We start from the raw sequence: 22409 nt of genomic DNA on the forward strand, positions 1-22409 counted from the left end.
CGGTGCTCCTTTTCAGGCGTGGGCGGGGGTCGCCGCGTCGGCGGGGTCGTCGACGCCCACCGGGCTCCAGGCCCACGGCGGGTCGGGGATGTCCTTGCGCAGCACGGGTGCGATGTCGGACTGGAAGAGTTCGAGTGCCCCGCGGTGCTGGGCCTCGGTCAGGCCGCCCGCGTCGGCGTGCAGGTGCAGAACGGTGTGCCCGAACTGCTCGTGGTAGCGGTGCACCTTGTCGATGACCTGCTGCGGGCTGCCGATCAGCGCGGAGCTGCGCTCGACGAAGTCCTCCAGGGTGGCGAAGACCGGTGTGACGCCGAGTTGCCTGTGGAAGGCCAGTTGGCCCTCGAAGACCGGCCGGTAGGCGGCCAGCGCCTCCTGCGAGGTGCGGGCCGCGTAGTAGCCGGCGGTGCCCGCGCCGACGGTGGCGAGCGCCGGGTCGTGGCCGTAGTGCTCCCAGCGCTCCCGGTAGTGGCGGACGAGTTCTGCGTACGGCTCGATGGGGTTGGTGACGTTGGCCGAGAACAGCGGGTCGCCGTAGCGGGCGGCCAGGTCGACGGACTCCCGGCTGGTGGCGCTGCCGTGCCAGACCCTGACCGGGTTCTGGTAGGGGCGCGGCCACACCTCGGCGTCCTTCAGTTCCGGCCGGAACCTCGGCTGCGCGGTGACCTTCTGCTGCCGCCAGATCCGCCGGAACAGCTCGTAGCTCTCGGCGTTGCGCTCCCACTGGTCGTCGGTGGTGACGTCGAAGAGGTCCCGCTGGGCCGAGCCGTTGCCCTTGCCGACGATCAACTCCAGCCGCCCGCCCGACAGGTGGTCGAGCGTGGCGTAGTCCTCGTAGGCGCGCACCGGGTCGAGCAGGCTCAGCGTCGTGACGGCGGTGAACAGCCGGATGCGGGAGGTCAGCGCGGCGAGGTGGCTGAGCACCACCGGCGGCGCCGAGGAGATGAACGGGCGCTCGTGGCGCTCCCCGACGCCGAAGCCGTCGAAGCCCAGCTCCTCGGCCAGCAGGGCGTTGCCGATCACCTCGCGGAAGCGCTCCTGGGTGGACTTGCGCACCCCGGTGACCGGGTGGGGGCTGTGCACGATCAGGGTGATGGTCAGGAACTTCACGACACCGCCTCCTCGCGGCTGCCGCCGGCCGGCCGGGCGAGAGCGGGCAGGCCGAGGTGGTCGCGCAGGGTCTCGCCCTCGTACTCGGTGCGGAACACCCCGCGTTCCTGGAGCAGCGGCACCACGGTGTCCGCGAACTCGTCGAGGCCGCCGGGGGTCAGGTGCGGGGCGAGGATGAAGCCGTCGCTCGCGTCGGCCTGCACGAAGTCGTCCAGCGCCCGGGCGACCTGCTGCGGGGTGCCTACGAAGGTCTGGCGCCCCGTCACCTCGATGACCAGTTCGCGCAGCGAGAGCTTCTTCTCCTCGGCAACGGACCGCCAGTGCGCGGCGGTTGCCAGCCGGTCGGCACCGCGGACGTCGGCCCGGCCGCGGACGATCGGGTCGGCGTCGATCAGCGGGTCCTCCGCGGGCAGCGGCCCGTCCGGGTCGCGGTCGCTCAGGTCGCGGTTCCAGATCCGCTCCACGAAGGTGATCGCGGTCGGCCCGCTGACCTGCTGGCGCCTGACCTCGTACGCCCGCTCCTCGGCGTCGGCCGGGGTGTCGCCGAGTACGAAGGTGACACCGGGCAGGATCAGCAGCTCCTCCGGCGACCTGCCGTACCGGGCCAGCCGGCCCTTGACGTCGGCGTAGAACGCCTTGCCGGCCTCCAGGGTGCCGTGCCGGGTGAAGATCGCGTCGGCCGCGGAGGCGGCGAACTCCCTGCCCTGCTCGGAGTCGCCGGCCTGGAAGATCACCGGCCGGCCCTGCGGGCTGCGCGGCACGTTGAAGCTGCCCGCGATGTCGAACTGGCCGACGCGGTGCGCGAACCGGCCGGCGTCCGGGTCGCGCAGGAAGGTGCCCGACTCCTTGTCCGCGGCGATCTCGTCACCGCGCCAGGAGTCCAGCAGCACCTTGACCGCGGTCAGGAACTGGTCGGCCCGCTCGTAGCGGTCCTCGCGCGCCAGGTAGCCGCCGCGGCGGAAGTTCTCGCCGGTGAACTCGTCCCATGAGGTCACGACGTTCCAGGCGGCCCGGCCCGCCGAGAGGTGGTCGAGCGTGGCGAACTGCCGTGCCACCTCGTACGGTTCGTTGAAGGTGGAGTTGATGGTGCCGGCGAGTCCCAGCCGGTCGGTGACCGCCGCCAGCGCCGCCAGCACCGTGAAGGTGTCGGGGCGGCCGACCACGTCCAGGTCGTGGATCTTCCCGCGCTGCTCGCGCAGCCGCAGTCCCTCGGCCAGGAACAGGAAGTCGAACTTGGCACGTTCCGCGGTCCGTGCGAGGTGGACGAAGGAGCTGAAGTCGATCTGGCTGCCGGCCGCCGGGTCGCTCCACACGGTGGTGTTGTTGACGCCGGGGAAGTGCGCGGCGAGATGGATCTGCTTGGGCGTGCTGCTCATGCGGGATGACCTTCCTGGGGTGTCGCGCCGGGCGCTCAGGCGGCGGTGTAGCGGTTGGCGGGGCGCGGCAGGCCGAGCAGCCCGCGCAGGGTGCCGGCCTGGTACGCCTGCCGGAAGGCCCCGCGCCGCTGGAGTTCGGGCACCAGCCCGCCGGTGATCCGTTCCAGGTCGTACGGCAGGGTGGCCGGCCGCAGCCGGAAGCCGGTCAGCCCGGTCCGCGCGAACTCCTGCAGCAGATCGGCGAGTTCGGCAGGAGTACCGGCGAAGACCAGTGCGTCGCCGGCGTAGGGCGCGTCGAGGGAGGCGTCCAGGCGTGCCCTGCGCTCGGCCGCGCGACCGGGTTCGTCGTCCAGCAGGACCACCAGGTCGGCGAGGATGTGCACGGTCTGCCCACCCCGGCCGGCCCGGTCCTGCCCGGTGCGGATCTCCTCGACGATCGCCGTCGCCTGCGCGGTGTCGTGCGGGGTGACGAAGCCGATGTCGGCGGACGTGGCGACCAGCCGGAAGGGCTCCGCGCGGTGGGCGAGGGCGGCCACCAGCGGCTGGCCCTGCGGCGGCCGGGGGGTGATGGAGGGACCCTTGACGCTGAAGTGCCGCCCTGCGAAGTCGATGTAGTGCAGCTTGGCGCGGTCGATGAAGCGGCCGGTCGCCACGTCGCGGATCTCCGCGTCGTCCTCCCAGCTGTCCCACAGCCGCCGCACCACCTCCACGTAGTCGGCGGCCTCGCCGAACAGCTCCTCCAGCAGCGCCCGTCCGGCGGGCGAGTCCAGCGCCGCGACCGGCAGCCGGGGCACCTCGCGGCGGCCGAAGTGCGCGGCCTCGTCGGCCCGGCCCGACACCCGGACCTGCACGCCGGCCCGGCCGCCGCTGACGTGGTCCAGGGTGGCGACCGACTTGGACAGGTGGAAGGGCTCGGTGTGGGTGACCACCGCGGCCGGGATCAGGCCGAGATGCGTGGTCAGCGGTGCGATCCTGGCCGCGGTCAGGACCGCGTCCAGCCGGCCGCGCACCTGGTCGGTGCGCCCGTCGGGTCCGGTGAAGCTGCTGGACTGCTGGCCGAGGGAGTCCTCGATGGTGACGAAGTCCAGCAGGCCGCGCTCGGCCTCGGCGGCCAGGTCCGCCCAGTAGCCGGCGGTGAACAGGTCGTTGGGCCGGGCGCCGGGCTCCCGCCAGGCGGCGGGGTGCCAGCCGGCGCCGTCCAGGGCGACGGCCAGGTGGAGGAGGGGGGTGGATCGGGACATGGGCGTACCGCTTCCTGGTCGGGCGGGCTCGGGCGGACAGCCGTCGCACCGGCATGCCGACAGCCGGTGCGTCGGCGGGGAGCCATGGCGCAGGCATGCCGAACGTGGCCCCGCAGCGGGCACGCAGCGGCCCGGGGGGGGCAGCGAAGGGTGAGGTGGGGGTGGAACCGAGGGGTGGTGCGGCGCTAGCCGGCGGTGCGCGGCAGCGCGGCGGGCCGGTGGTCCGGCCCCGGCACGGCCGTCGTCGAGCCCGGACACAGGGCGCCGGCGACACGCTGGAGGTCGATGTGGCGGCGCGAGAACGTGGCGAGGGAGGGCAGCGAGCGCCCAGTGGTCTCCCGCATCCCGTCACCTCCCGGTCCCGAACGGCTCACGCCTGTCCGGGTTCGCACTTGCCGAGCCGTCGTCGGCCCCGCCGGGTCGTCACCTGGAGCACCCCGCCGCGACGGAGGGTTGCCGGTCAGCAGGCCAGGGCCTTGGTTGCTGACGCTCATGACCTGCAAGCACGGTAACTCCGCCGCGCCGTGGAACACAATCCCATTCGGCCAGGAGTGACGCCGGTCGCTTCCAGCACCGTTCGGGCCGGCGGGGGATTGTCTGACCGGAGCGCTGCGGTTAACGTGCTGTAGGGACAGCGCCCTTGCACAGGGCGGATGAGTGCGATCCGACGAGAGCGAGGGGACGGACATGGACGCGGCACAGCGCGACCGCCGGTTGCACCCCGATGGCTCATTCCGTACCCGGGTGACCCGGCGGCACGTCGATCTGCTCCGGGTCAGCAGCGCCCTGTGTCCGGGAACGACCGCGGCCCACTGACCGTCCGCGGGGCCGCCCGCCGATCCGCAGGCCCCGAACTCCCGCCCGTGCACGGCAGGTTCGACGCGCGCCCGAACACCGGCGTGCGGCCATGCCGTACGCGGCACCGCTTCCTTCCCCCTTCATCCCGGTAGTCCCGAGTGGCTGTCCGGCGCCCCCGTGCGGGCTGCCGGGCCGCCCCGCGCTGCCGTGCCCTCCCCAGACGGGACACCCCGATGACCCAGCACGACCTCTCCGGGCCGGCCACCGCCGTGCCCGGCCACCCCCCGCCCGACCTCACGAAGCCCGCACCCGGCAGAGGGCCGCTGCATCCCCTCGACAGCCGGCCGGGGGACGGCGAACTGCTGGCCGCACGGCTGGTCCCGCTGCGCCGCCCCGGGCAGTGGATCTCCGCCGGGGTCCTGCTGGTGCTGTTCGCCATGCTGGTGCACACCCTGGTGGCCAACGACCGCTTCCAGTGGGACGTCGTCGGCCGGTACTTCCTGCGCGGCTCGATCCTGCACGGCCTGCTGCTGACCCTCTGGCTCACCGCCGCCGTGATGTCCAGCGGCTACCTGCTCGGCATCGGGATCGCCGCGATGCGGCTGTCGCGCAACCCGGTGCTGCGGGGCCTGAGTTTCGGCTACGTCTGGCTGATCCGCTCCGTCCCGCCACTGGTGCAGCTGCTCTTCTGGTACGAACTGGCCTCCCTCTACCCGCGGTTGTCGGTGGGCGTGCCCTTCGGGCCGGAGTTCGCCGGCTTCGGGACCGCGCACCTGTTCAGCGGCATCCTCGCCGCCTACGTCGGACTCACCCTGGACGTCGCCGCGTTCTCCGGGGAGATCGTCCGCGGCGGCATCCTGTCCGTCGACCCCGGCCAGAGCGAGGCCGCCAGGGCGCTGGGCCTGCGCGAGGGGCGGATCTTCCGCCGGATCGTGCTGCCGCAGGCGATGCCGGCCATCGTCCCGGCCTCCGGCAACCTGCTGATCGGGATGCTCAAGGCGACCTCGATCGTCAGCGTCATCGCCGTGCAGGACCTGCTGTACTCCACCCAGCTGATCTACAACCAGAACTTCCTGATCATGCCGCTGCTCCTGGTCGCCACCCTCTGGTACATCGTCCTGACCACGCTGCTGTCGATCGGGCAGTACTACGTCGAGCGCCACTACGCGCGCGGCAGCAACCGGGCAGGACGGCCGCCGGCCCGCGGGCTGTGGCAGGTGGCGCGGTCCAACATCCCGCTGTTCGGCCGGGCCAGGACCGACCTGGTGGGGCTGTCGTGACCGCGGACGAGCGGCCGCTGGTGCGGGTCCGCGGGCTGCGCAAGAGCTTCGGCGCGAACGTCGTCCTCGACGGCATCGACCTGGACGTGCGCGAGGGCGAGGTGACCGTCCTGCTCGGCCCGTCCGGCTCCGGCAAGTCCACGCTGCTGCGCTGCGTGAACCACCTGGAGAGGCCGGACGCCGGCTTCGTCGAGATCGGCGGCGACATCGTCGGCTACCGCCGGGACGGCACCCGGCTGCACGAACTGCGGTCCCGCTCGGTCACCCGGCAGCGCGCCGATGTGGGCATGGTCTTCCAGCAGTTCAACCTCTTCCCGCACATGACCGTGCTGGAGAACATCACCGAGGCGCCGGTCGCGGTACGCGGCCTGTCCCGCAAGCAGGCCGCCGCCCGTGCCCGCGAACTGGTCGCACGCGTCGGCCTCGCCGGCCGGGAGGACTCCTACCCCCGGCAGATGTCCGGCGGCCAGCAGCAGCGGGTGGCCATCGCCCGCGCGCTGGCCATGGAACCGCGGCTGCTGCTGTTCGACGAGCCGACGAGCGCGCTGGACCCGGAACTCGTCGGCGAGGTCCTCGCCGTCATGCAGGATCTGGCACTCAGCGGCATGACCATGATCGTCGTCACCCACGAGATCGGCTTCGCCCGGAAGGTGGCCGACACCGTCGTCTTCCTCGACGGCGGCCGCATCATCGAGTCCGGTGCGCCCGAGGACGTCCTGACCGACCCCCGGCACGAGCGGGCCAGGTCCTTCCTGGCCGCGGTGCTGTGACGGCGCCCCTCCTCCCGGACCGCCACCCCCTTCACACCTTCCTGCGCAGCCGTCGCCGCCGCCGGCCCGCAGTCCCTCCGCACGTCCCGCAGGCTCTCCCTGGTGAAAGGCACAACCGTGACCACCGAACGCCGCTTCAGCCGCCGTATCCCGTATCTCGCCGCCGCCACCGCAGGGTTGGTGCTCCTCGCCGCCTGCGGCAGCTCCTCCGACGACTCGGCGCCGGGCACCCCCAAGAGCAGCAAGGACGCCGCGGCGAGCGGCGCGCAGGCCGCCGACTCGGCCGCGATCCCGACGCAGGACGTGGTCTCCGCCATTGCCGCCGACCCGGCGCTGAGGGCGGAACTGCCCGCAAAGGCGCGCGACAGCGGCAAGCTGATCCTGGGCACCACCCGTACACCCGGCACCGTGGGCCTGCCGCACGGCGGCGAGCAGAACGGCACCCAGATCGGCCTGGACGTCGACCTGCGCAACGCCGTCGCCAAGGTGCTCGGCATCGAGTGGGACGTGCAGTACGGCACCTTCCCCACGGTGATCCCCGGCGTCCAGAACGGGCGTTACGACGTCGGCCAGGACAACTTCGGCGCCACCAAGGAGCGGGAGAAGGTGGTGGACTTCGCCACCTACCTCAACGACGGCCAGGCCTTCCTCGGCTCCAAGGACACCCCCGTCGACACCGTCAAGCAGCTCACCGACCTGTGCGGCCTGACCATCGCGACCGCCCCCGGGTCGACCTTCCAGCAGATCCTGACCGACGGCGCGGGAAAGTGCGCCGCGATCGGCAAGAAGCCCTACAAGGTGCAGTACTTCGCCGACAACGCGACGATCCTGCTCGGCCTGCAGAGCGGCAAGGTCGACGTCAGCTTCGGCCCGACGCTGGGCGTGAAGTACGAGGCGGCGCACCTGCCGGGCACCAAGTACCTGGGCGAGGTCAGCACCACGCCGGTCGGCTTCGTCACCGCGAAGGACTCGCCCGTCGCCAAGGCGCTCAGCGACGCGGTCAACAAGCTGATCGCCACCGGCGACTACGCGAAGATCTTCGCCAAGTGGAACCTCCCCGGCAGCGGTCTGACCGCCTCCCAGCTGAACCCGGCACCGTCCTTCTAGCCCTGCCGGTGCCTGCCCCCGAACCGGGGCGGGCACCGCCATTGCCGGCCGTCTGCCACGCGGCCGGACAACCGCCGGATGGGAAGGGCCTCGTGGCCGACCGCCGGGCGGGAGCCGGCCCGTATGCTCCCGCCATGAAGTTCTTCCGGTCGCGGGGCCGTCACGAGGCCGGAGGGGCGAGTTCGCCCCTGACTCAGGCCATCACCCTTTACGTGGACGGGCGTTACGCCGCAGCGGAGGCCGAGGCGCGCGCTGTCGCCGAGTCCCGGTCCTGGCGGCGCGACGATCCGCACGGGCCGCTGGCGTGGAGCGTGGCCGGGCTCGCGATGGGCGCGCAGGGCCGTCACGCCGAGGCCGTCGACGTCTACGACGCCGTGCTGCCCGACTTCGGCAGGATCTTCGGCGCGGAGGACCCGCAGACCCTGAAACTGCGCTCGGACCGCGCCCAAGGGCTGGCCCGGCTCGGCCGGCACGCGGAATGCGAGGCGGAGTGCGCTGCCGTCGCCCGGACAGCAGACCGCGGCGGTGCGCCGGAGATGGCGCTCGTGGCGGCGGCCGCCCGCAACGGGATGATCTTCGCCATCAACGCGCAGGGCCGCCACCAGGAGGCCGAGGCGGCCGCCCGTGAGGCGCTCGCCGCCGGACCCGCGGCGGAGCGGGACCGGTTCACCCTGGTCCTGCGGCTCGGCCTGGCCCGCAGCCTCAACGGGCAGGGCCGCCACGAGGAGGCTCTCGCCGAGGCGGAAGGCGCCGGTGAACTGGCTCGCGACCTGCCGGAGCGCGAGCGCCGCCCGGAGACCGGCGCCGTCGGCCTGATGGTGGCCACCGCGCTGCTCGGCCTGGGCCGCGCGGACGAGGCCCGGCTGTCGGCCGCAGCTGCCCACGACGCCTGCCTGGCCGCCTTCGGCCCCGGCCACCACCGCACCGCCGAGGCGCGGGCGCTGCTCGACGGCATCGAAACCGCCTGACCGGGCGCCGCGTCGACGGCCGCCCGCGCCGTCAGGTCAGTACGCCGTGACCATGCGCTGGAGCACCTGGGTGAGCGTCTCCAGGTGCTCGCCCTCGACGTGGTCCAGCAGGTGCCGCCGGACGCTGGCCAGATGCGCGGGCCAGGCCTCCCGGAGGTGCTGCAGGCCCGCCTCGGTGAGGACGGCGTTGGCGCCGCGGCCGTCGGCCTCGCAGCGGACCCGCTGGACCAGTCCCCGCTGCTCAAGCCGGGCCACGATGCGGGTCATCCCGCTGAGCGACAGGTCGCAGGCGGCAGCCAGCTCGCTCATCCGCATCAGCCGGTCCTGCGCCTCCGACAGGTGCACCAGCGCCATGTACTCCGACAGCGGGAGCTGACCCGCGCGCGTCATGTCCTGGTCGACGGCGCGCGGCAGCACCTGGAGCACTCTGCTCAGTGCCCTGACGAATGCCTCCTCGGCCGCGCTCATCGGCTGGACGCCTTCCTGCGTGGTCATGCCCACATCCTACTCGCTTGACGAAGCAAGTACTCGGGTGTTTGCTTGCTGCGTCAAGCAAATATTACCCGGCTCCAGCCGGAGTGACAGTGAAGGACCCCTTGTGACCAAGATCGGCATCATCATCGGCAGCACCCGTCCCGGCCGCAACGGCGAGGCCGTCGCCCGCTGGGTGTACGACATCGCCGCGCAGCGCAGCGACGCGGAGTTCGAGCTCGTCGACCTGCTGGACTACAAGCTGCCGCACCTCGACGAGGTCATGCCGCCGATGATGGGGCAGTACGCGCAGCCGCACACCGTGCAGTGGGCGGAGAAGATCGCCTCCTTCGACGGCTTCGTCATGGTGACCCCCGAGTACAACCACTCCACCTCGGGCGCCCTGAAGAACGCCATCGACTTCCTGTTCGCCGAGTGGAACAACAAGGCTGTCGGCTTCGTCAGCTACGGCTCGGTGGGCGGCGCCCGCGCCGTCGAGCACCTGCGCCTGATCGTGGGCGAGCTGCAGATGGCGGACGTACGCAACCAGGTCGCGCTGTCGATGTTCACCGACTTCGAGAACTTCAGCGTCCTCAAGCCGGGTGCCCACCAGGCCGACGCCGTCACCGCCACGCTCGACCAGGTGGTGGCCTGGAGCGATGCGCTGGCCCCGCTCCGCGCCAAGAACTGAAGGCGCGGCACACCGACCGGCGCCGCCCGGCTGAACGCGTGGAGGAGCGTTCGGCCGGGCGGCGCCGGTCGCTCGCGGGCCGCACGGGGTCAGGGGCGCGGCAGGAGGCCGACGGGTCGCGGACACCTCCGCAGCTCACGCGAGCCATATTCGATGGGGGAAGATTAATTTGATTACACTGACATTCACCTGAATCTGCTCAGCGCCGAGAGACGAGGCCGCCCGCATGTCCGCCACGCCCGCACCGCACCACGAAGGCCCCCGCCTCTACCAGGAGCTGCTCGCCGTGCACGGGATCATGCGGCGGGGGGCCGCCCTGGTCGCCGACTCCTTCGCCCGCCTCGCCGCCGGCGACCCGGTGGACCACAAGGCCCTCGTGGCGGCATCGCGCTGGCTGGTCGAGTTCGTGCACCACCACCACCGCAGCGAGGACGAGCTGCTCTGGCCCGTCCTGCGCGAGCAGTTCCCCGCGGCCGTGGCCGACCTGGACCGGCTCACGACCGAGCACGAGGCGCTGGACGCCGAGCTCGACGCCCTCACCGAGGCCACCGGCGCCATAGCCGCCGTGCTGAACGGCAAGGGCGGCGCCAACGTCGTGGCCGTCGTCGGCCTCGCCGCCACGGCGGCCAACCCGGCGGCGCAGAACGTCCGGGACATCCTGGCGAACCACCTCGGCGCCGAGGAGCCGGTGCTGCGGACCCTCTTCCCGCAGGTCCCCGACGCGCAGATCACCCGGCTGCGGCAGGCCGTCGTGGACGGCGCACCGCGCAGCGGGCCGCACCTCGTCCTCGGCCTGATGGCGCTGCCCGAGCCCGTCCCCGGCTACGCCGAGATGCGCGCCAACCTGCCCGCGCCGCTGCGCTGGTCCACCCCGCTGCTGGTCAACCGCTACCGTGCGCTCGCCAGGTCACTGGGCGCCGCGGGCGACCCGGCCACCGCACGACAGGCGGGGTGACGGGCGCCGCAGGCCCGGCGGGGACGCCGTCGATGTGTGGGGTGCGGGGGCCGGACGCACAATGGGGAGGGTACGCGGACGGGAAATCGGCGTAACGAGGAAATATGCGGGTCCCCTGGTCGTCGCCTCGCGAGGACACCGGCTGGTCCTGGCAGTCGAACCGGGGACTGGTCGCGATCCCGATCGTCCTGGTCGCGATGATCACCGTCGCCGACGTGCTGTCGCCGCCGGAGGTCCATCTCGGGCCGCTGCTGGTGGTGGCACCCGCCCTCACCGCATCGTTCGGCAGCGCGCGGCTGACCGCGCTCATCGGGCTCCTCGCCACCGCCGCGCTGTTCACCATCGCCGCGGTGCGCAACAGCATCCTCACGTCCAACCACGAGAGCCAGCTCGTCGCGCTGATCGTGATCTCCGCGTTCACGGCGTTCTTCTGCCGGCTGCGGGAGCGGCACAGCGCCGAGCTGAGACAGGTGCGCTCGGTTGCGGAGGCCGCGCAGCGCGTGGTCCTGCAACCGCTGCCCGACCGCATCGGCCCGCTGTCGGTCGCCTTCCGCTACGAGGCCGCGGCCGACCAGGCCCGTATCGGCGGCGACCTCTACGCGGCGGTACGCACCCGTCACGGGACCCGGCTGCTCATCGGCGACGTCCGCGGCAAGGGGCTGATGGCGGTCGACGACGCGGACCTGCTGCTGGGCGCCTTCCGCAGCGCCGCCCACCGCGAGCTGCCGCTGGGGGCGCTGCAGGCCGAGCTGGAGGCCGTCGTCGGCTGGGGGCTCGCCCAGCCCGACCGGCTCGGCCCGGAGGCCGAGGAATCCTTCATCACCGCCGCGCTGGTCGACATCCCCGACCACGAACCGCGCCTGAGCATCCTCAACAGCGGTCACCCCGCGCCGCTGCGCCTGCACGACGGCCGCGTCACCACGCTCGCGCCGCACCAGAGCGCGCCCCCGATCGGCGTCCTGCTGCCGCGGGCGTCCGGCGCCGCGCCGGACGTCTTCCCCTTCGAGCCCGGCGACACGCTGCTGCTCTACACCGACGGCGTCACCGAGGCCCGCGACGCCGCCGGCCGCTTCTACCCGCTGGCCGACCGGCTTCCCCACGTCGTCGCCGGCGACGTCCGCCCCGTCGACCTGCTGTCCGTCCTGCGCGAGGACCTGCTCGTCCACAGCTCAGGCGCCCTCGGCGACGACGCCGCCATGGTCGCGGTCCGCCGCGACTCCCCGGCCGACGGCAGCCCTCGGCGGCGGGCTCGGTCGAAGAAGTCCCTGATGTAGCAGCCCGCGCTCCTGCCGATGCCGGTCAGGCCGGTGGACCCGGCAGCCGGTCGAGGTCGTCCAGGTGCCGCCGGACGCGCTCGGCGTCGGCCAGGCGGTGCTGGGCCGTGTAGAGGTCGCGGGCCTGGCGCCAGGCGGCGCGGGACTTGCGCGGGCCGGTGCCGGCCGAGGTGGGTCTCGGCGATGTGGTGCAGGACGTCGGCCTCCAGGTGGCTGTGGCCCTGGGCGCGCCAGATGGCCAGGGCCTGGCGGGTCACCTACAGCTGACCCGGGGCCGCTGCCGCCGGCTCGGGCCGCTCCTGGACGGGGGCGCCCGCGGGCCGGCGCAGCGGGCCGCGGCGCAGCAGCGTGCCGCAGGCGACGGCGCCGAACGCGTAGATCCCCGCGCACCACCAGAAGACGGTGGTGTAGCTGTGGATCGCCGCGGCCTGGAGCAGCTGCGGGGTCGGCCGCCCGTGCACGTGGCCGGAGACGTAGCGGGTGGAGGCACTGGCCGCGACGGTGTTGAGCAGCGCGGTGCCGATCGAACCGCCCAGCTGCTGGCCGGTGTTGATGCTCGCCGAGGCCACCCCCGCGTCCTGTGGCGCCACGCCGAAGGTACCGGTGGCGGCCACCATGCCGAAGATGAGGCCGTTGCCGGCACCGCTCACCATGAGCGGACCGAGCAGCGCCGACGCGTAGCCGGAGTCCGCGCCGATCCTGGTCAGCCACACCATGGCCGCCGCGTTGAGCAGCATCCCGGCGGCGACCATCGGCTTGGGGCCGAAGCGCGGCAGCAGCCTGGTGTTGCCCACGGTGGCCAGGAGCCCGCTGAGCACCACTGCCGGCACCATGGCGACGCCGGAGCGGACCGCCGAGTACCCCAGCGTCACCTGCATGTAGTAGATGAGGAAGAGGAAGAGCCCGAAGGTCGCGGCCCCGAAGACCAGGACGGTCAGGTAGGCGCCGCCGCGGTTGCGGTCCAGGACGACCCGGGGCGGCAGCAGCGGGTGCGCGGTGCGGGACTGCCAGGCGGCGAACACCACCAGCAGCGTGACACCGGCGCCGAGGAAGGCCCAGGTCGAGGGCGTGCGCCAGCTGTGCGACGCGGCGTTGGAGAAGCCGAAGACCAGGCAGAACATCCCGCCCGACACCGCCAGCACGCCCGGGACGTCCAGCCGGCCGCCCGGCGACTTCTGCTGCCGGCCCACCAGCAGCACGCCGCCGGCGATCGCGACCGCAGCGAAGCCCGTGTTGATGTACATGCACCAGCGCCAGGACAGGTACGTGGTCAGCGCGCCGCCCAGCAGCAGGCCGAGGCCGCCCCCTGCGGCCGCGACCGCACCGTAGACGCCGAAGGCCTTGGCCCGCTCCTTGGGGTCCTTGAAGGTCGTGGCCAGCAGCGACAGGGCTGACGGCGCCAGCAGCGCGCCGAAGACGCCCTGGCAGGCGCGCGCCGAGACCAGCATCGGGAAGTCGACCGCGGCACCGCCGACGGCGGAGGCGACCGCGAAGCCGGCGAGCCCGGTCAGGAAGGTGACCTTGCGGCCGACCAGGTCGCCCAGCCGCCCGCAGAACAGCAGCAGGCCGCCGAACGACAGCGCGTACGCGGTCACCACCCACTGCCGGTCGGCGGTCGAGAAGCCCAGCGCGCGCTGCGCCGACGGCAGCGCGAGGTTCATCACGGTCAGGTCGAGGACGACCATGAGCTGGGCGGCGGCGATGACGGCGAGGATCAGCCACCGCCTCGGGTCCTGGTCCGCCGTCAATGCCGCTCCCGGGCCTGTCCCGGCCGCGGGGGCCGTACTGTGCGCTGCCACGATCATCTCCCTGCCACACGAACACCGAACGCTTCGGGCCGCCGGGGCGGGCCGCCACCTGCGGACGGCGCGCTTCCCGACGAACACGGGACGCCGCCGTCCCAGGCCCTGTGACAGCGCGGGAATGTGACCTGGGCCACCGGCCGCGGGTGTCACAAAGCGGCGGGGACCGGCGTCTTGTGCGTGTGGGATGCGCGCAGCGAACGGCAGGGAGCCAGGCATGAGCGAGAGCAGCATACGAAGCACCGACACCGCGGAACCGCTCGGCGGCACCGGCCGGCCGGACACGGTGGACGCGGCCACCGCGGAGTTCGTCGCCCACCGCAACCTGCTGTTCACCGTCGCCTACGAGATGCTCGGCTCCGCCACCGACGCCGAGGACGTCCTGCAGGAGACCTGGCTGCGGTGGGTGGGCGTCGACCCCGACACCGTGCGGGCGAAGCGCGCCTACCTGGTGCGGATCGTCACCCGGCAGGCGCTGAGCCGGCTGCGCGCCCTCGACCGGCGCAAGGAGTCCTACGTCGGGCCGTGGCTGCCCGAGCCCCTGCTGACCGCGCCCGACGTGGCCGAGGACGTCGAGTTCGCCGAGAGCGTGTCGATGGCGATGATGGTGGTGCTCGAAACGCTCGCGCCGACCGAGCGGGCGGTGTTCGTGCTGCGCGAGGTGTTCGACCTGGAGTACGGCGAGATCGCCGCGGCCGTCGACAAGACCCCGGCCGCCGTACGCCAGATCGCCCACCGTGCCCGCGCCCACGTCGCCGCCCGCCGGCCGCGCGGCACCGTCTCCCCGGCCGAGGGCAGCGCCGCACTCGAGGCCTTCCTGCGGGCGATCAGGACCGGCGACATGCAGCGCCTGCTCGACATCCTCGCGCCGGACGTCGTCGCCCTCAGCGACGGCGGCGGCGTCAAGCAGGCCATGCTGCGGCCCGTCGTCGGCGCCGACAAGGTCGCCCGCCTGCTGGCCGGGCTCTGGGGGAAGCGCGGCGTCGAGGTCACGATCGAAACGATGCAGGTCAACGCCGGACCGGGCCTGCTCGTCCGCGTCGACGGGGAGCTGGACAGCGTGCTCGCGGTCCGCTTCGACAACGGCTGCGTCACCGGCCTGTACAACGTGCGCAACCCCGAGAAGCTCTCACGCGTGCAGCAGGAGACCGCCGTGAGCCGGTGAGGCAGGCCGCCGCGGGCGCGGCGTCAGGCGGACGCCCGCGTCAGCAGCTCCACTTCGTCCTCCGCCAGGCGCAGGTCCGCGACACCCAGCAGGGCCGGGAGCTGGTCCACCGTGCGGGCCGAGGCCAGCGGCGCCGCCACCGTCGGCTGCGCGGCCAGCCAGGCGAGGGCGACCGTCGCGACGGGGACCTGGTGGGCGGCGGCGATCCCGTCCAGCGCCGCGAGTACCCGGCCGCCGCGCTCGGTCCCCGCGTGCTTGGCGGCAGAGCCGGCGCGGGCGCTGTCGACCGTGGTACCCGGGCGGTACTTGCCCGTGAGGAAGCCGGAGGCGAGGGCGAAGTACGGGACGGCCGCGAGCCCTTCGCGGGCGGCGAGGTCCTGCAGCGGGCCCTCGTAGGTGTCGCGGGAGACCAGGTTGTAGTGCGGCTGGAGCGCCACGTAGCGGGCCAGGCCCTCGCGGTCGGAGAACTCCAGGGAGGCCCGCAGCCGCTCGGGGGTGATGTTGGAGGCGGCGATGTGCCGGACCTTGCCGGCCTTCACCAGCTCGTCCAGGGCGCCGACGATCTCCTCGACCGGCACTTCGGGCTTGTCGAAGTGGGTGTAGTACAGGTCGATGTAGTCGGTGTCCAGCCGGCGCAGGGACGCGTCGGCCGCGGCCTTGATGGTGGCCGCGGACAGGCCCTGGAAGTCGGGGTGCTGGCTGACCTTGGTGGCGATGACGATGTCGGAGCGGTTGCCGCGGGCCTTGGCCCACCGGCCGATGATGGTCTCCGACTCACCGCCCTGGTTGCCCTCGATCCACGCGGTGTACGCGTCCGCGGTGTCGACGAAGTTCCCGCCCGCGGCCGCGTAGGCGTCCAGGACGGCGAAGGAGGCCTTTTCGTCGGCGGTCCAGCCGAAGACGTTGCCGCCCAGAGCGAGCGGGGAAACCTCGAGGCCGGACGTGCCGAGCTTGCTGAGAGAAGTCACGCAGTGTGCCAGCGCCCGCGGCGGACCGGGTATTCCGTCCGCGGTGCGCGGCGACGGCGTAGGGGACCGGCAGCCGGCCGCGGGGGCATCATCGCTCCCATGAACGACGACGACATCGGGCGTTCGCACGGCATGCACGTGGTCCACGACGGCCCCCGGCAGGCACCGGCGCTGCTGCTGGTCCACGGCTCCGGGATGTCCAGCGGCTTCTGGAACCCGGTGGTGCCCGCCCTCGCCGCGGGCCACCACGTCATCCGGGTCGACCTCCCGGGCTGCGGCCAGTCGCCGCCGACCGGGTCGTACGGCGTGGCCGTGCAGGCGGGCCGGGTCGCGGCGCTGCTCGACGGCCTCGGCGTGCGCAGCGTCGCCGCGGCCGGGCACTCCAGCGGCGGCTACGTCGCCACCGCGCTCGCGGAGCGCCGCCCCGGCCTGGTGCGGTCGCTCGCGCTGGTCAGCTGCGGCCCGCGTCCCGACGCGCTCCTTCCGCAGCCGCTGGCCCTGCGAGCGCTGACGGCCCCGCCCTTCGGCCGGCTGCTGTGGGCGGCGCGTTCCGACGCGGCGATCCGCAGGTGGATCGGCGCGATGTGCGTACGCCCCGCAGGACTCCCCGACGGCGCGCTCGCCGAGTTGCGGGGCACCACGTACCGGGCGCTGAGGGCGGTGCTGCGGGGCAACACCGAGTACATCACCGAGCGGAGCATGCCCGAGCGCCTCGCGGCCCTCGGGGTCCCGGGGCTGGTGGTCTTCGGCGCGGCCGACCCGCGGTGGGAGCCGTCGTCGGCTCATCAGTACGGCGCGGTGCCGGGCACCCGGGTCGAACTGCTGCCGGGCGTCGGGCACGTCCCCATGGTCGAGGCGCCCGAGGAGACCGGTGACCTGCTGCGGCGGTTCGCTGCGGTGGGCGCGGCGGAAGGGGGGCCGTCGTAGGGACGGCCCCCCGTGATGCGGGCGGTGCGGCTAGCCGGCGTAGGTCTCGAACTCGGCGACCTTCGGCGTTCCGGCCGAGCCGGTGATGTCGAAGGTGATCTTCTTCAGCGAGGTCTGCGGGAAGGTGATGCTGCTGCCCGCTCCGCTGCCCGAGGCCAGGACGGCCCCGGTGTCGGCGTTGAGCACCCGCCAGGAGCCGATGCTGCCCGCGGAGCCTGACGCCTCCTTGACGGCGATCCTGGAGACGCTGGTGGCGGAGTCCCACTTGATCGAGATGGAACCGGTCGAGCCGGCCGGCGACCAGTAGGTGCCCAGGTCACCGTCCCGCACGTTGCCGTAGCTGGTGCCGCTCGCCTTGCTGGAGCCGTCGGAGCCGGCACCGAGGCTGAGGTTGGTCCCGCCGGGCTGGGACGTCGGGGACTGCGTGGGCGACTGCGTGGGCGACTGGGTCGGGGACTGGGTGGGTGACTGGGTGGGGGACTGCGTCGCGCAGCTGCCGTTCGACGTCTGCAGGCCCTTGCCGGCCCCTGCGGTCTGCGTCACGACGCTCGGCACGCAGCTCGCCGGGTCCAGGCTGTAGGAGTACGGGATGCTGACGGTGGTGTTGGACTGCGGGTTCGGGCCCGCCGGGTGGTTCTCGGTGCCGGCCGCGGTCCAGGTCACGTTGTCGAAGGTGTTGCCGCTGACCTGCCAGTAGCCGGCCAGGTCGGTGTAGAAGGTGCCCAGGACGTCCTGGGAGTCCTTGAAGTAGTTGTTCTCCACCTTGACGTGGGCGCCGGCCCGGGAGTTGATGCCCGACTTGGTGAGGCCCACGAAGTAGTTGTCGTAGGTGTGGGCCGTACCGCCGCGCAGCAGCGGCGTACGCGAGTCGATGTTCTCGTACAGGTTGTGGTGGTACGTCACGAAGCTGCTGTCGAGATCGCTGTCGCTGGACCCGACCAGGCCGCCGCGGCCGGAGTTGCGCAGGGTGCTGTAGGACAGCGTCACGTACTGGGTGTTGTTCTTCAGGTCCATGAGGCTGTCGTAGCCCTGGTCCTCGCCGCCCGACGCCAGCAGGCTGACGTGGTCGACCCAGACGTTGTGGACGTTGCTCTCCATGCCGATCGCGTCACCGCCGTTGGAGGTGGGCGAGCCGGACTTCTTGACGTTCTGGACGGTCACGTTCTGGATGATGATGTTGCTGGACTCGCGGACGTGGATGCCGATCTGGTCGAAGACGGCGCCGCTGCCGACCCCGATGATCGTGACGTTGCTGATCTGCTTCAGCTCGATCACGCCGTCGGCGGTGTCACAGCTGCTGCCCGACACCTTGCCGGTGTTGCCGACGGTGATGGTCCCCTCGACCTGGATGGTGATCGGGGTGCTGCTGCTGGCCCGGCTGCACAGGGCGGTGTGGATCGCGGTACCCGTGGTGGCCCGCACCGTCTGGCCGCCCGCGCCGCCGGTGGTCCCGCCGTTCTGGCTCGCGTAGCCGGTGGCGCCGGCGGTGGCCGCGGACGCGCCGGGCATCAGCAGAACCACCGCCGTGGCGGCTGACAGGGCCGTCGTGGCCAATGCCGCGGAGAGTCGCAGCGCGACTGGTCGCCTCATCCTGGTCTCCTCAGAGCTTTCGTCGTGGGGGGTTGGGTCGTGCTCGCGGTGCGCTGGTGACGTGGGCGGCCGCCGGGGTTGCCGACCTGGTCCCGGTGCGTGCCGTGCGTGCGGTGCGTCGCCGGTTGCCGGGCAGCCCGCAGTGCGGCCCGGTTCCGGGGTGCTCCGCTCGGTGCGCCGGGCGGTGTTGACGGCGACGTCGCCCGGGAGGCGGGGACCGCCGGCCCCGGCGGTGCGGCCGCCGGCCGCCGCAGGAAGCCCGTGACCGCCGCGCCGCGAGGGACGGCGCGACGGGGCTCCGCCGTGCCGGACCCGTCTTGGAGGGGCGTCGACATGCCGGGAGGAACTCCCCGCAAGGGGAGCGGCAGCGGCTCCTGCGCAAGGCCACCGGAGGTGTCCGCGGTCACCTCCAGCGCAACGATTCTTGTGATCAAGAAAGCGCTTTCTGTCCGCGAGCATAAGGTAGCCCTCGCGAGATTGGCAAGGGTTCGACCAACCGCAGAAAGCGCTTCGCCAGGGCGACCTGAGGTGCCGTCAGGTCCGGTCGCAGCGGCGGGGCTCGGGGGGCCAGAGCGCTGGGCCGTTCGGCGGAGGCGGCCCAGCCGGCCGCCGGCGCCCGCGAGTCGTCCGGCGGCGCCCGGAACCGGGCGTGATTGAGTCACCGGACCGGGGAGGTATCCGACGCTCAGGCAGCCACCGGAGGCGCGACCGTGACCGAGAACCAGGTGCTGGCCGGCCTGGGACTGATCGTCGTCCTGGCGGTCGGCTCGCAACTGCTGGCGTCCCTGCTGCGCGTCCCGGCGCTCCTGGTGCTGCTGCCGGCCGGGTTCGCCGCGGGTGCGCTCACCGACGACGTCGACCCGAACCGGCTGCTGGGCGACGCCTTCTCGCCGATGGTGTCGCTCGCGGTCGCGGTGATCCTCTACGACTCCGGCCTGAGTCTGGACCTGCGGCGGCTGCGCGGCCACACCCGCCGCGTCGTGGTCCGGCTGCTGTGGATCGGCACCCTGGTCACCTGGGCGGCGGCGGCACTGCTCGCCTACCCGCTGCTCGGCCTGTCGAGGCAGGCGGCGGTGATGCTCGGCGCGATCCTGGTCGTCTCCGGGCCGACGGTCGTCGGCCCGCTGCTGAACTTCGTCCGCCCCAGGGAGCGGCTGCAGCGCGTCCTCATCTGGGAGGGCTCGCTGATCGACCCGCTCGGCGGAATCCTGGGCGCGCTGGTCTTCCACGGGGTCGTCGCCGCCCAGCACAAGGGACCCGCCTCGCAGGTGGGGCAGTTCGCGATCAGCGTCGCGATCGGCCTGGCCGGCGGCGCGATCGGCGCGGCCCTGCTGTGGCTGCTGCTGCGGTACGTGCCGCTGGGCGAGGTGCTCGGCACGACGGTGCAACTGGGCGCGGTCGTCGGGCTGGCGGCCGCCTGCGACGTGGTCAGGGACGACACCGGGCTGATCGCGGCGGTGACCATGGGGATGGCGCTGGCCAACCTGCCGGGTCTCGACCTCCCCGCCCGCCGGTCGTTCTTCGAGACCCTGGTCTCGACCGTCATCGGGCTGCTCTTCGTCTCCATCTCGGCGACGGTCACCCCGCACTCGCTGCGGCACGTCGTGCTGCCCACGCTCGGGCTCGTCGCGGTGCTCGTCCTGGCGGTCCGCCCGCTGGTGGCCGCGATCGCGACCTACGGCACCGATCTCCCGCGCGGGGAGCGGGCGTTCGTGGGGTGGATGGACCCGCGGGGCATCGTCGCCGCCTCCACCGCGTCGACGTTCTCCGCCACGCTCGTCGCCAAGGGCATCGGCGGGGCGGACAAGATCCTCCCCGCGACCTTCGTGGTGATCGTCGCCACGGTCAGCGTGTACGGGCTGACGGCCCGTCCGGTGGCCCGGCGGCTGCGCGTGCTGAGCCCCGCCCGCTCGCGCCCGCTGCTGGTGGGGGGCGCCGCATGGGTTATCGACCTGGGCCGGGCGCTGTGCTCCGCGGGGCTCGACGTGCTGATGTGGGCGGCCCTGCCCGGCCAGCGCGAGCAGATCGCGGCGGCCGGCCTGCAACTGGCCCCGGGCGAGCTGCTCGCGGACGCCAGCGGGACGGGCGCGGAGCTGGCGGGGGTCACCGTGGTGCTGCTGCTGACCGACGAGGACGACTTCAACGCCCTCGCGTCGATGACGCTGCGGCAGAGCGCCGAGGGCGGCGTCCACCGGCTCGCGGCGGCGAGCGGTGCGCACGGCGTGGTCGCGCCGTACACCGGGGGTCCCGCGCTCTTCGGCAGCGGCCTCACCCGGCCCGAGCTGAACCGGCGGTACGAGGCCGGGGCGCGGATCGCGACCGCCGCCGAGGGCGCCGGCGTCCCCGCGGGCCACGAACTGCTGTTCCTGGTCAGGGCCGACGGAACCCTCGCCCCGGTCACGCAGGCCGGCCGCCCCGAGCCCAGGGCGGGGGACGTCGCCGTCGTCCTCCTCCCGCGGACGGCGGCGAGCCCGGTGCCGTCCGCGAACGGCGGGTAGCCGTCCGCCTCAGGTGGCGGAGAGCAGGTCGCGCGCCGCGGCCCGTACCGCGGTGTACGCCTGCTCCAGCACCTCGGGGGAGGTGGTCACCCGGGGCGTGTCGTCGGGGGTGTGGAACTGGCGGAAGTTGCCCGCCAGGGACAGCAGCGGGACCGCGTTCCCCAGTGCCGCGTTCCACACCGCGCCCTCACCGGGGAACTTGGCCGCCTTGGTGAACCGCGCGGTGGCCAGATCGGCCGCGAGCCCGGGCACCGCGTCGAACCCCGGGTTGCTCGCCGCGCCCCTGGGCGCCAGCTCGAAGTGCCCGTCGGGGCCTGCGGCGGCCGCCGCGAGCGCGGAGCCCAGGTGGAAGACGGCGCGCGGCGCGAGGTCGAACTCGTCGGCCAGGTACGCCCGGGCGCCGTAGTTGTTCAGCTCGTGGCCGGTGTTGCCGAGGAAGAACACCGGGTGTTCGCGGGAGAGTTCCGCGGCCAGCGCCAACGCCAGCGCGATGCCCGTACCGCGCTCGGCGGCGCAGGTGAACCAGCCGGTCAGCGGGGTGGTGACGACGATCGGGTCGGACACCGGCTTCCGGGTGCCGAACCACCCCGTCAGGCAGTACGTCCGGGCGCGGACGGTCCGCGCGGAGAAGTCGACGTCGGCGCCGTACTGCTGGATATGGCCCGCGAGGTGTCCGGGGACGAGCAGCGTCGGGACGCCGGTCTTCGCGGCGTCGGGGTCGCTGTTGTAGCCCACCAGCCCGTCGTAGGGCAGGTACGTCGCGGTGGTGCTGGTCGTCGGGAGCACCGCCACGGAGGCACCGGCGGCCGCGGCCTCCGCCACCGCGGCGAGCACCGCGGGGTCGCTGCCGTCCTTGCTGGTCGTCACCGGCCGCACGAAGTCCGCGCGGCCCTCCACCTTGCCGGTGCCTTCGTAGTACAGCGGAACGGTGGGCACCGGCACCCTCCCGACCCGCACCTCGGCCGACCACCGGTAGTGCGGGTAGTCGTAGTGCCACCGGCCGGTGACCGCACCCCGCTCCCGCAGCCGGTGCCCGAGCCAGTCGAGCGCGGCCGACTCGTCCTGGGTCCCGGTGCGGTGGGTCCACCGGCTGTAGCCCTCGACGACCGAGTAGAGCGCCGCGCCGCTGGCCGTCCCGTGCGGCGCGGTGCCGTGCGCCCGGTGGCCGCTGTCGGCGCGGGCCGGGGCGGCGCCGAGGGCGGTGGCACCGGCGGCCGCGGCTGCGGTGGCGAGCACGGCCCGGCGGGTCGGACGCCCGGGCGGTTTCGGTATGTTCGAGGTCATTCTCTGCTCCGTCAGGTTCGCTCGATCGGGCACGCGTCATGGCCCGCGCGGCCGTACGCGGGGCGCACGGCCGGCAGGAGGCGCAGCTCAGGGGGGCTTTCCGATCTTCACCGCCGGCTGCCCCGACGGCAACGGGA

The 22409-nt window shown here is 73.2% G+C and carries 20 protein-coding genes and 1 riboswitch; of the genes, 11 read left to right on the forward strand and 9 right to left on the reverse strand.

Features of this window, described 5'->3' with window-relative positions; genetic code table 11:
- Positions 1–12: 12 nt before the first annotated feature.
- From NFU81_RS38620 to NFU81_RS38635, 4 genes are all read right to left on the reverse strand, one after another.
- Positions 13–1107: an LLM class flavin-dependent oxidoreductase gene (locus NFU81_RS38620; protein WP_251501319.1), complete on the reverse strand. Its 1095-nt coding sequence runs from the start codon at positions 1105–1107 to the stop codon at positions 13–15.
- Positions 1104–2483, reverse strand: coding sequence for an NtaA/DmoA family FMN-dependent monooxygenase (locus NFU81_RS38625; RefSeq protein WP_251501321.1), 1380 nt, complete (start codon positions 2481–2483; stop codon positions 1104–1106). Before NFU81_RS38625 ends, NFU81_RS38620 begins: the two co-directional genes overlap by 4 nt.
- A 35-nt stretch (positions 2484–2518) precedes the next feature.
- Complete coding sequence (locus NFU81_RS38630) at positions 2519–3724, reverse strand: LLM class flavin-dependent oxidoreductase (protein WP_251501323.1); 1206 nt, start codon at positions 3722–3724, stop codon at positions 2519–2521.
- 185 nt (positions 3725–3909) lie between these two features.
- On the reverse strand, positions 3910–4068 hold the full coding sequence (locus NFU81_RS38635) for a putative leader peptide (protein ID WP_251501325.1): 159 nt from the start codon (positions 4066–4068) through the stop codon (positions 3910–3912).
- Positions 4069–4107: 39 nt separating this feature from the next.
- Positions 4108–4222, reverse strand: a riboswitch (SAM riboswitch).
- Between the two features lie 189 nt (positions 4223–4411).
- Here NFU81_RS38635 and NFU81_RS41540 point away from each other — a divergent pair.
- The 5 genes from NFU81_RS41540 (at position 4412) to NFU81_RS38655 (ending at position 8647) form a co-directional block, all read left to right on the forward strand.
- Positions 4412–4540 carry a putative leader peptide gene (locus tag NFU81_RS41540; protein WP_422665393.1) on the forward strand — a complete coding sequence of 43 codons (129 nt, stop codon included), beginning with the start codon at positions 4412–4414 and terminating at the stop codon, positions 4538–4540.
- Positions 4541–4755: 215 nt separating this feature from the next.
- Positions 4756–5802, forward strand: coding sequence for an amino acid ABC transporter permease (locus NFU81_RS38640; protein WP_251501327.1), 1047 nt, complete (start codon positions 4756–4758; stop codon positions 5800–5802).
- Positions 5799–6572: an amino acid ABC transporter ATP-binding protein gene (locus tag NFU81_RS38645; RefSeq protein ID WP_422665394.1), complete on the forward strand. Its 774-nt coding sequence runs from the start codon at positions 5799–5801 to the stop codon at positions 6570–6572. The genes NFU81_RS38640 and NFU81_RS38645 overlap by 4 nt, the downstream gene beginning before the upstream one ends.
- Before the next feature lie 102 nt (positions 6573–6674).
- The gene (locus NFU81_RS38650; protein ID WP_251501330.1) at positions 6675–7679 is read left to right on the forward strand and encodes a transporter substrate-binding domain-containing protein; all 1005 of its coding nucleotides are present in this window, start codon (positions 6675–6677) and stop codon (positions 7677–7679) included.
- 134 nt (positions 7680–7813) lie between these two features.
- Positions 7814–8647, forward strand: a complete 834-nt coding sequence (locus NFU81_RS38655) for a tetratricopeptide repeat protein (RefSeq protein WP_251501333.1) — start codon at positions 7814–7816, stop codon at positions 8645–8647.
- A gap of 36 nt (positions 8648–8683) precedes the next feature.
- On the opposite strand, the gene NFU81_RS38660 is transcribed toward NFU81_RS38655, so the two are convergent.
- Complete coding sequence (locus NFU81_RS38660) at positions 8684–9142, reverse strand: MarR family winged helix-turn-helix transcriptional regulator (protein WP_251501336.1); 459 nt, start codon at positions 9140–9142, stop codon at positions 8684–8686.
- A gap of 103 nt (positions 9143–9245) precedes the next feature.
- On the opposite strand from NFU81_RS38660, the gene NFU81_RS38665 reads away from it, so the two are divergent.
- From NFU81_RS38665 to NFU81_RS38675, 3 genes are all read left to right on the forward strand, one after another.
- Positions 9246–9809, forward strand: coding sequence for an NADPH-dependent FMN reductase (locus NFU81_RS38665; protein ID WP_251501339.1), 564 nt, complete (start codon positions 9246–9248; stop codon positions 9807–9809).
- Positions 9810–10035: 226 nt separating this feature from the next.
- Positions 10036–10764, forward strand: a complete 729-nt coding sequence (locus NFU81_RS38670) for a hemerythrin domain-containing protein (RefSeq protein WP_251501341.1) — start codon at positions 10036–10038, stop codon at positions 10762–10764.
- Between the two features lie 104 nt (positions 10765–10868).
- Positions 10869–12038 carry a PP2C family protein-serine/threonine phosphatase gene (locus NFU81_RS38675; RefSeq protein ID WP_251501344.1) on the forward strand — a complete coding sequence of 390 codons (1170 nt, stop codon included), beginning with the start codon at positions 10869–10871 and terminating at the stop codon, positions 12036–12038.
- Positions 12039–12295: 257 nt separating this feature from the next.
- Here NFU81_RS38675 and NFU81_RS38680 read toward each other — a convergent pair whose 3' ends face one another.
- Entirely contained in the window at positions 12296–13843 is a 1548-nt protein-coding gene (locus tag NFU81_RS38680; RefSeq protein WP_422665395.1) for an MFS transporter, read from the reverse strand.
- Positions 13844–14057: 214 nt separating this feature from the next.
- Here NFU81_RS38680 and NFU81_RS38685 point away from each other — a divergent pair, with 214 nt between their 5' ends.
- Complete coding sequence (locus NFU81_RS38685; RefSeq protein WP_251501350.1) at positions 14058–15005, forward strand: RNA polymerase sigma-70 factor; 948 nt, start codon at positions 14058–14060, stop codon at positions 15003–15005.
- A gap of 23 nt (positions 15006–15028) precedes the next feature.
- Here NFU81_RS38685 and NFU81_RS38690 read toward each other — a convergent pair whose 3' ends face one another.
- Positions 15029–15973 (reverse strand): aldo/keto reductase, encoded by a 945-nt coding sequence (locus NFU81_RS38690; RefSeq protein ID WP_251501352.1) that lies wholly within the window; start codon positions 15971–15973, stop codon positions 15029–15031.
- 99 nt (positions 15974–16072) lie between these two features.
- Here NFU81_RS38690 and NFU81_RS38695 point away from each other — a divergent pair, with 99 nt between their 5' ends.
- Complete coding sequence (locus NFU81_RS38695) at positions 16073–16900, forward strand: alpha/beta fold hydrolase (protein ID WP_251501354.1); 828 nt, start codon at positions 16073–16075, stop codon at positions 16898–16900.
- Positions 16901–16930: 30 nt separating this feature from the next.
- Here NFU81_RS38695 and NFU81_RS38700 read toward each other — a convergent pair whose 3' ends face one another.
- Complete coding sequence (locus tag NFU81_RS38700; protein WP_251501356.1) at positions 16931–18490, reverse strand: pectate lyase family protein; 1560 nt, start codon at positions 18488–18490, stop codon at positions 16931–16933.
- 710 nt (positions 18491–19200) lie between these two features.
- Between NFU81_RS38700 and NFU81_RS38705 the strand changes: the two genes are divergently transcribed.
- Positions 19201–20988, forward strand: a complete 1788-nt coding sequence (locus tag NFU81_RS38705) for a cation:proton antiporter (protein WP_251501358.1) — start codon at positions 19201–19203, stop codon at positions 20986–20988.
- 9 nt (positions 20989–20997) lie between these two features.
- Here NFU81_RS38705 and NFU81_RS38710 read toward each other — a convergent pair whose 3' ends face one another.
- Entirely contained in the window at positions 20998–22272 is a 1275-nt protein-coding gene (locus NFU81_RS38710; protein WP_251501360.1) for a hypothetical protein, read from the reverse strand.
- Positions 22273–22409: the final 137 nt, after the last annotated feature.

The sequence above is a fragment of the Actinacidiphila cocklensis genome (assembly GCF_907177275.1).
Taxonomy (GTDB): Bacteria; Actinomycetota; Actinomycetes; order Streptomycetales; family Streptomycetaceae; genus Actinacidiphila; species Actinacidiphila cocklensis.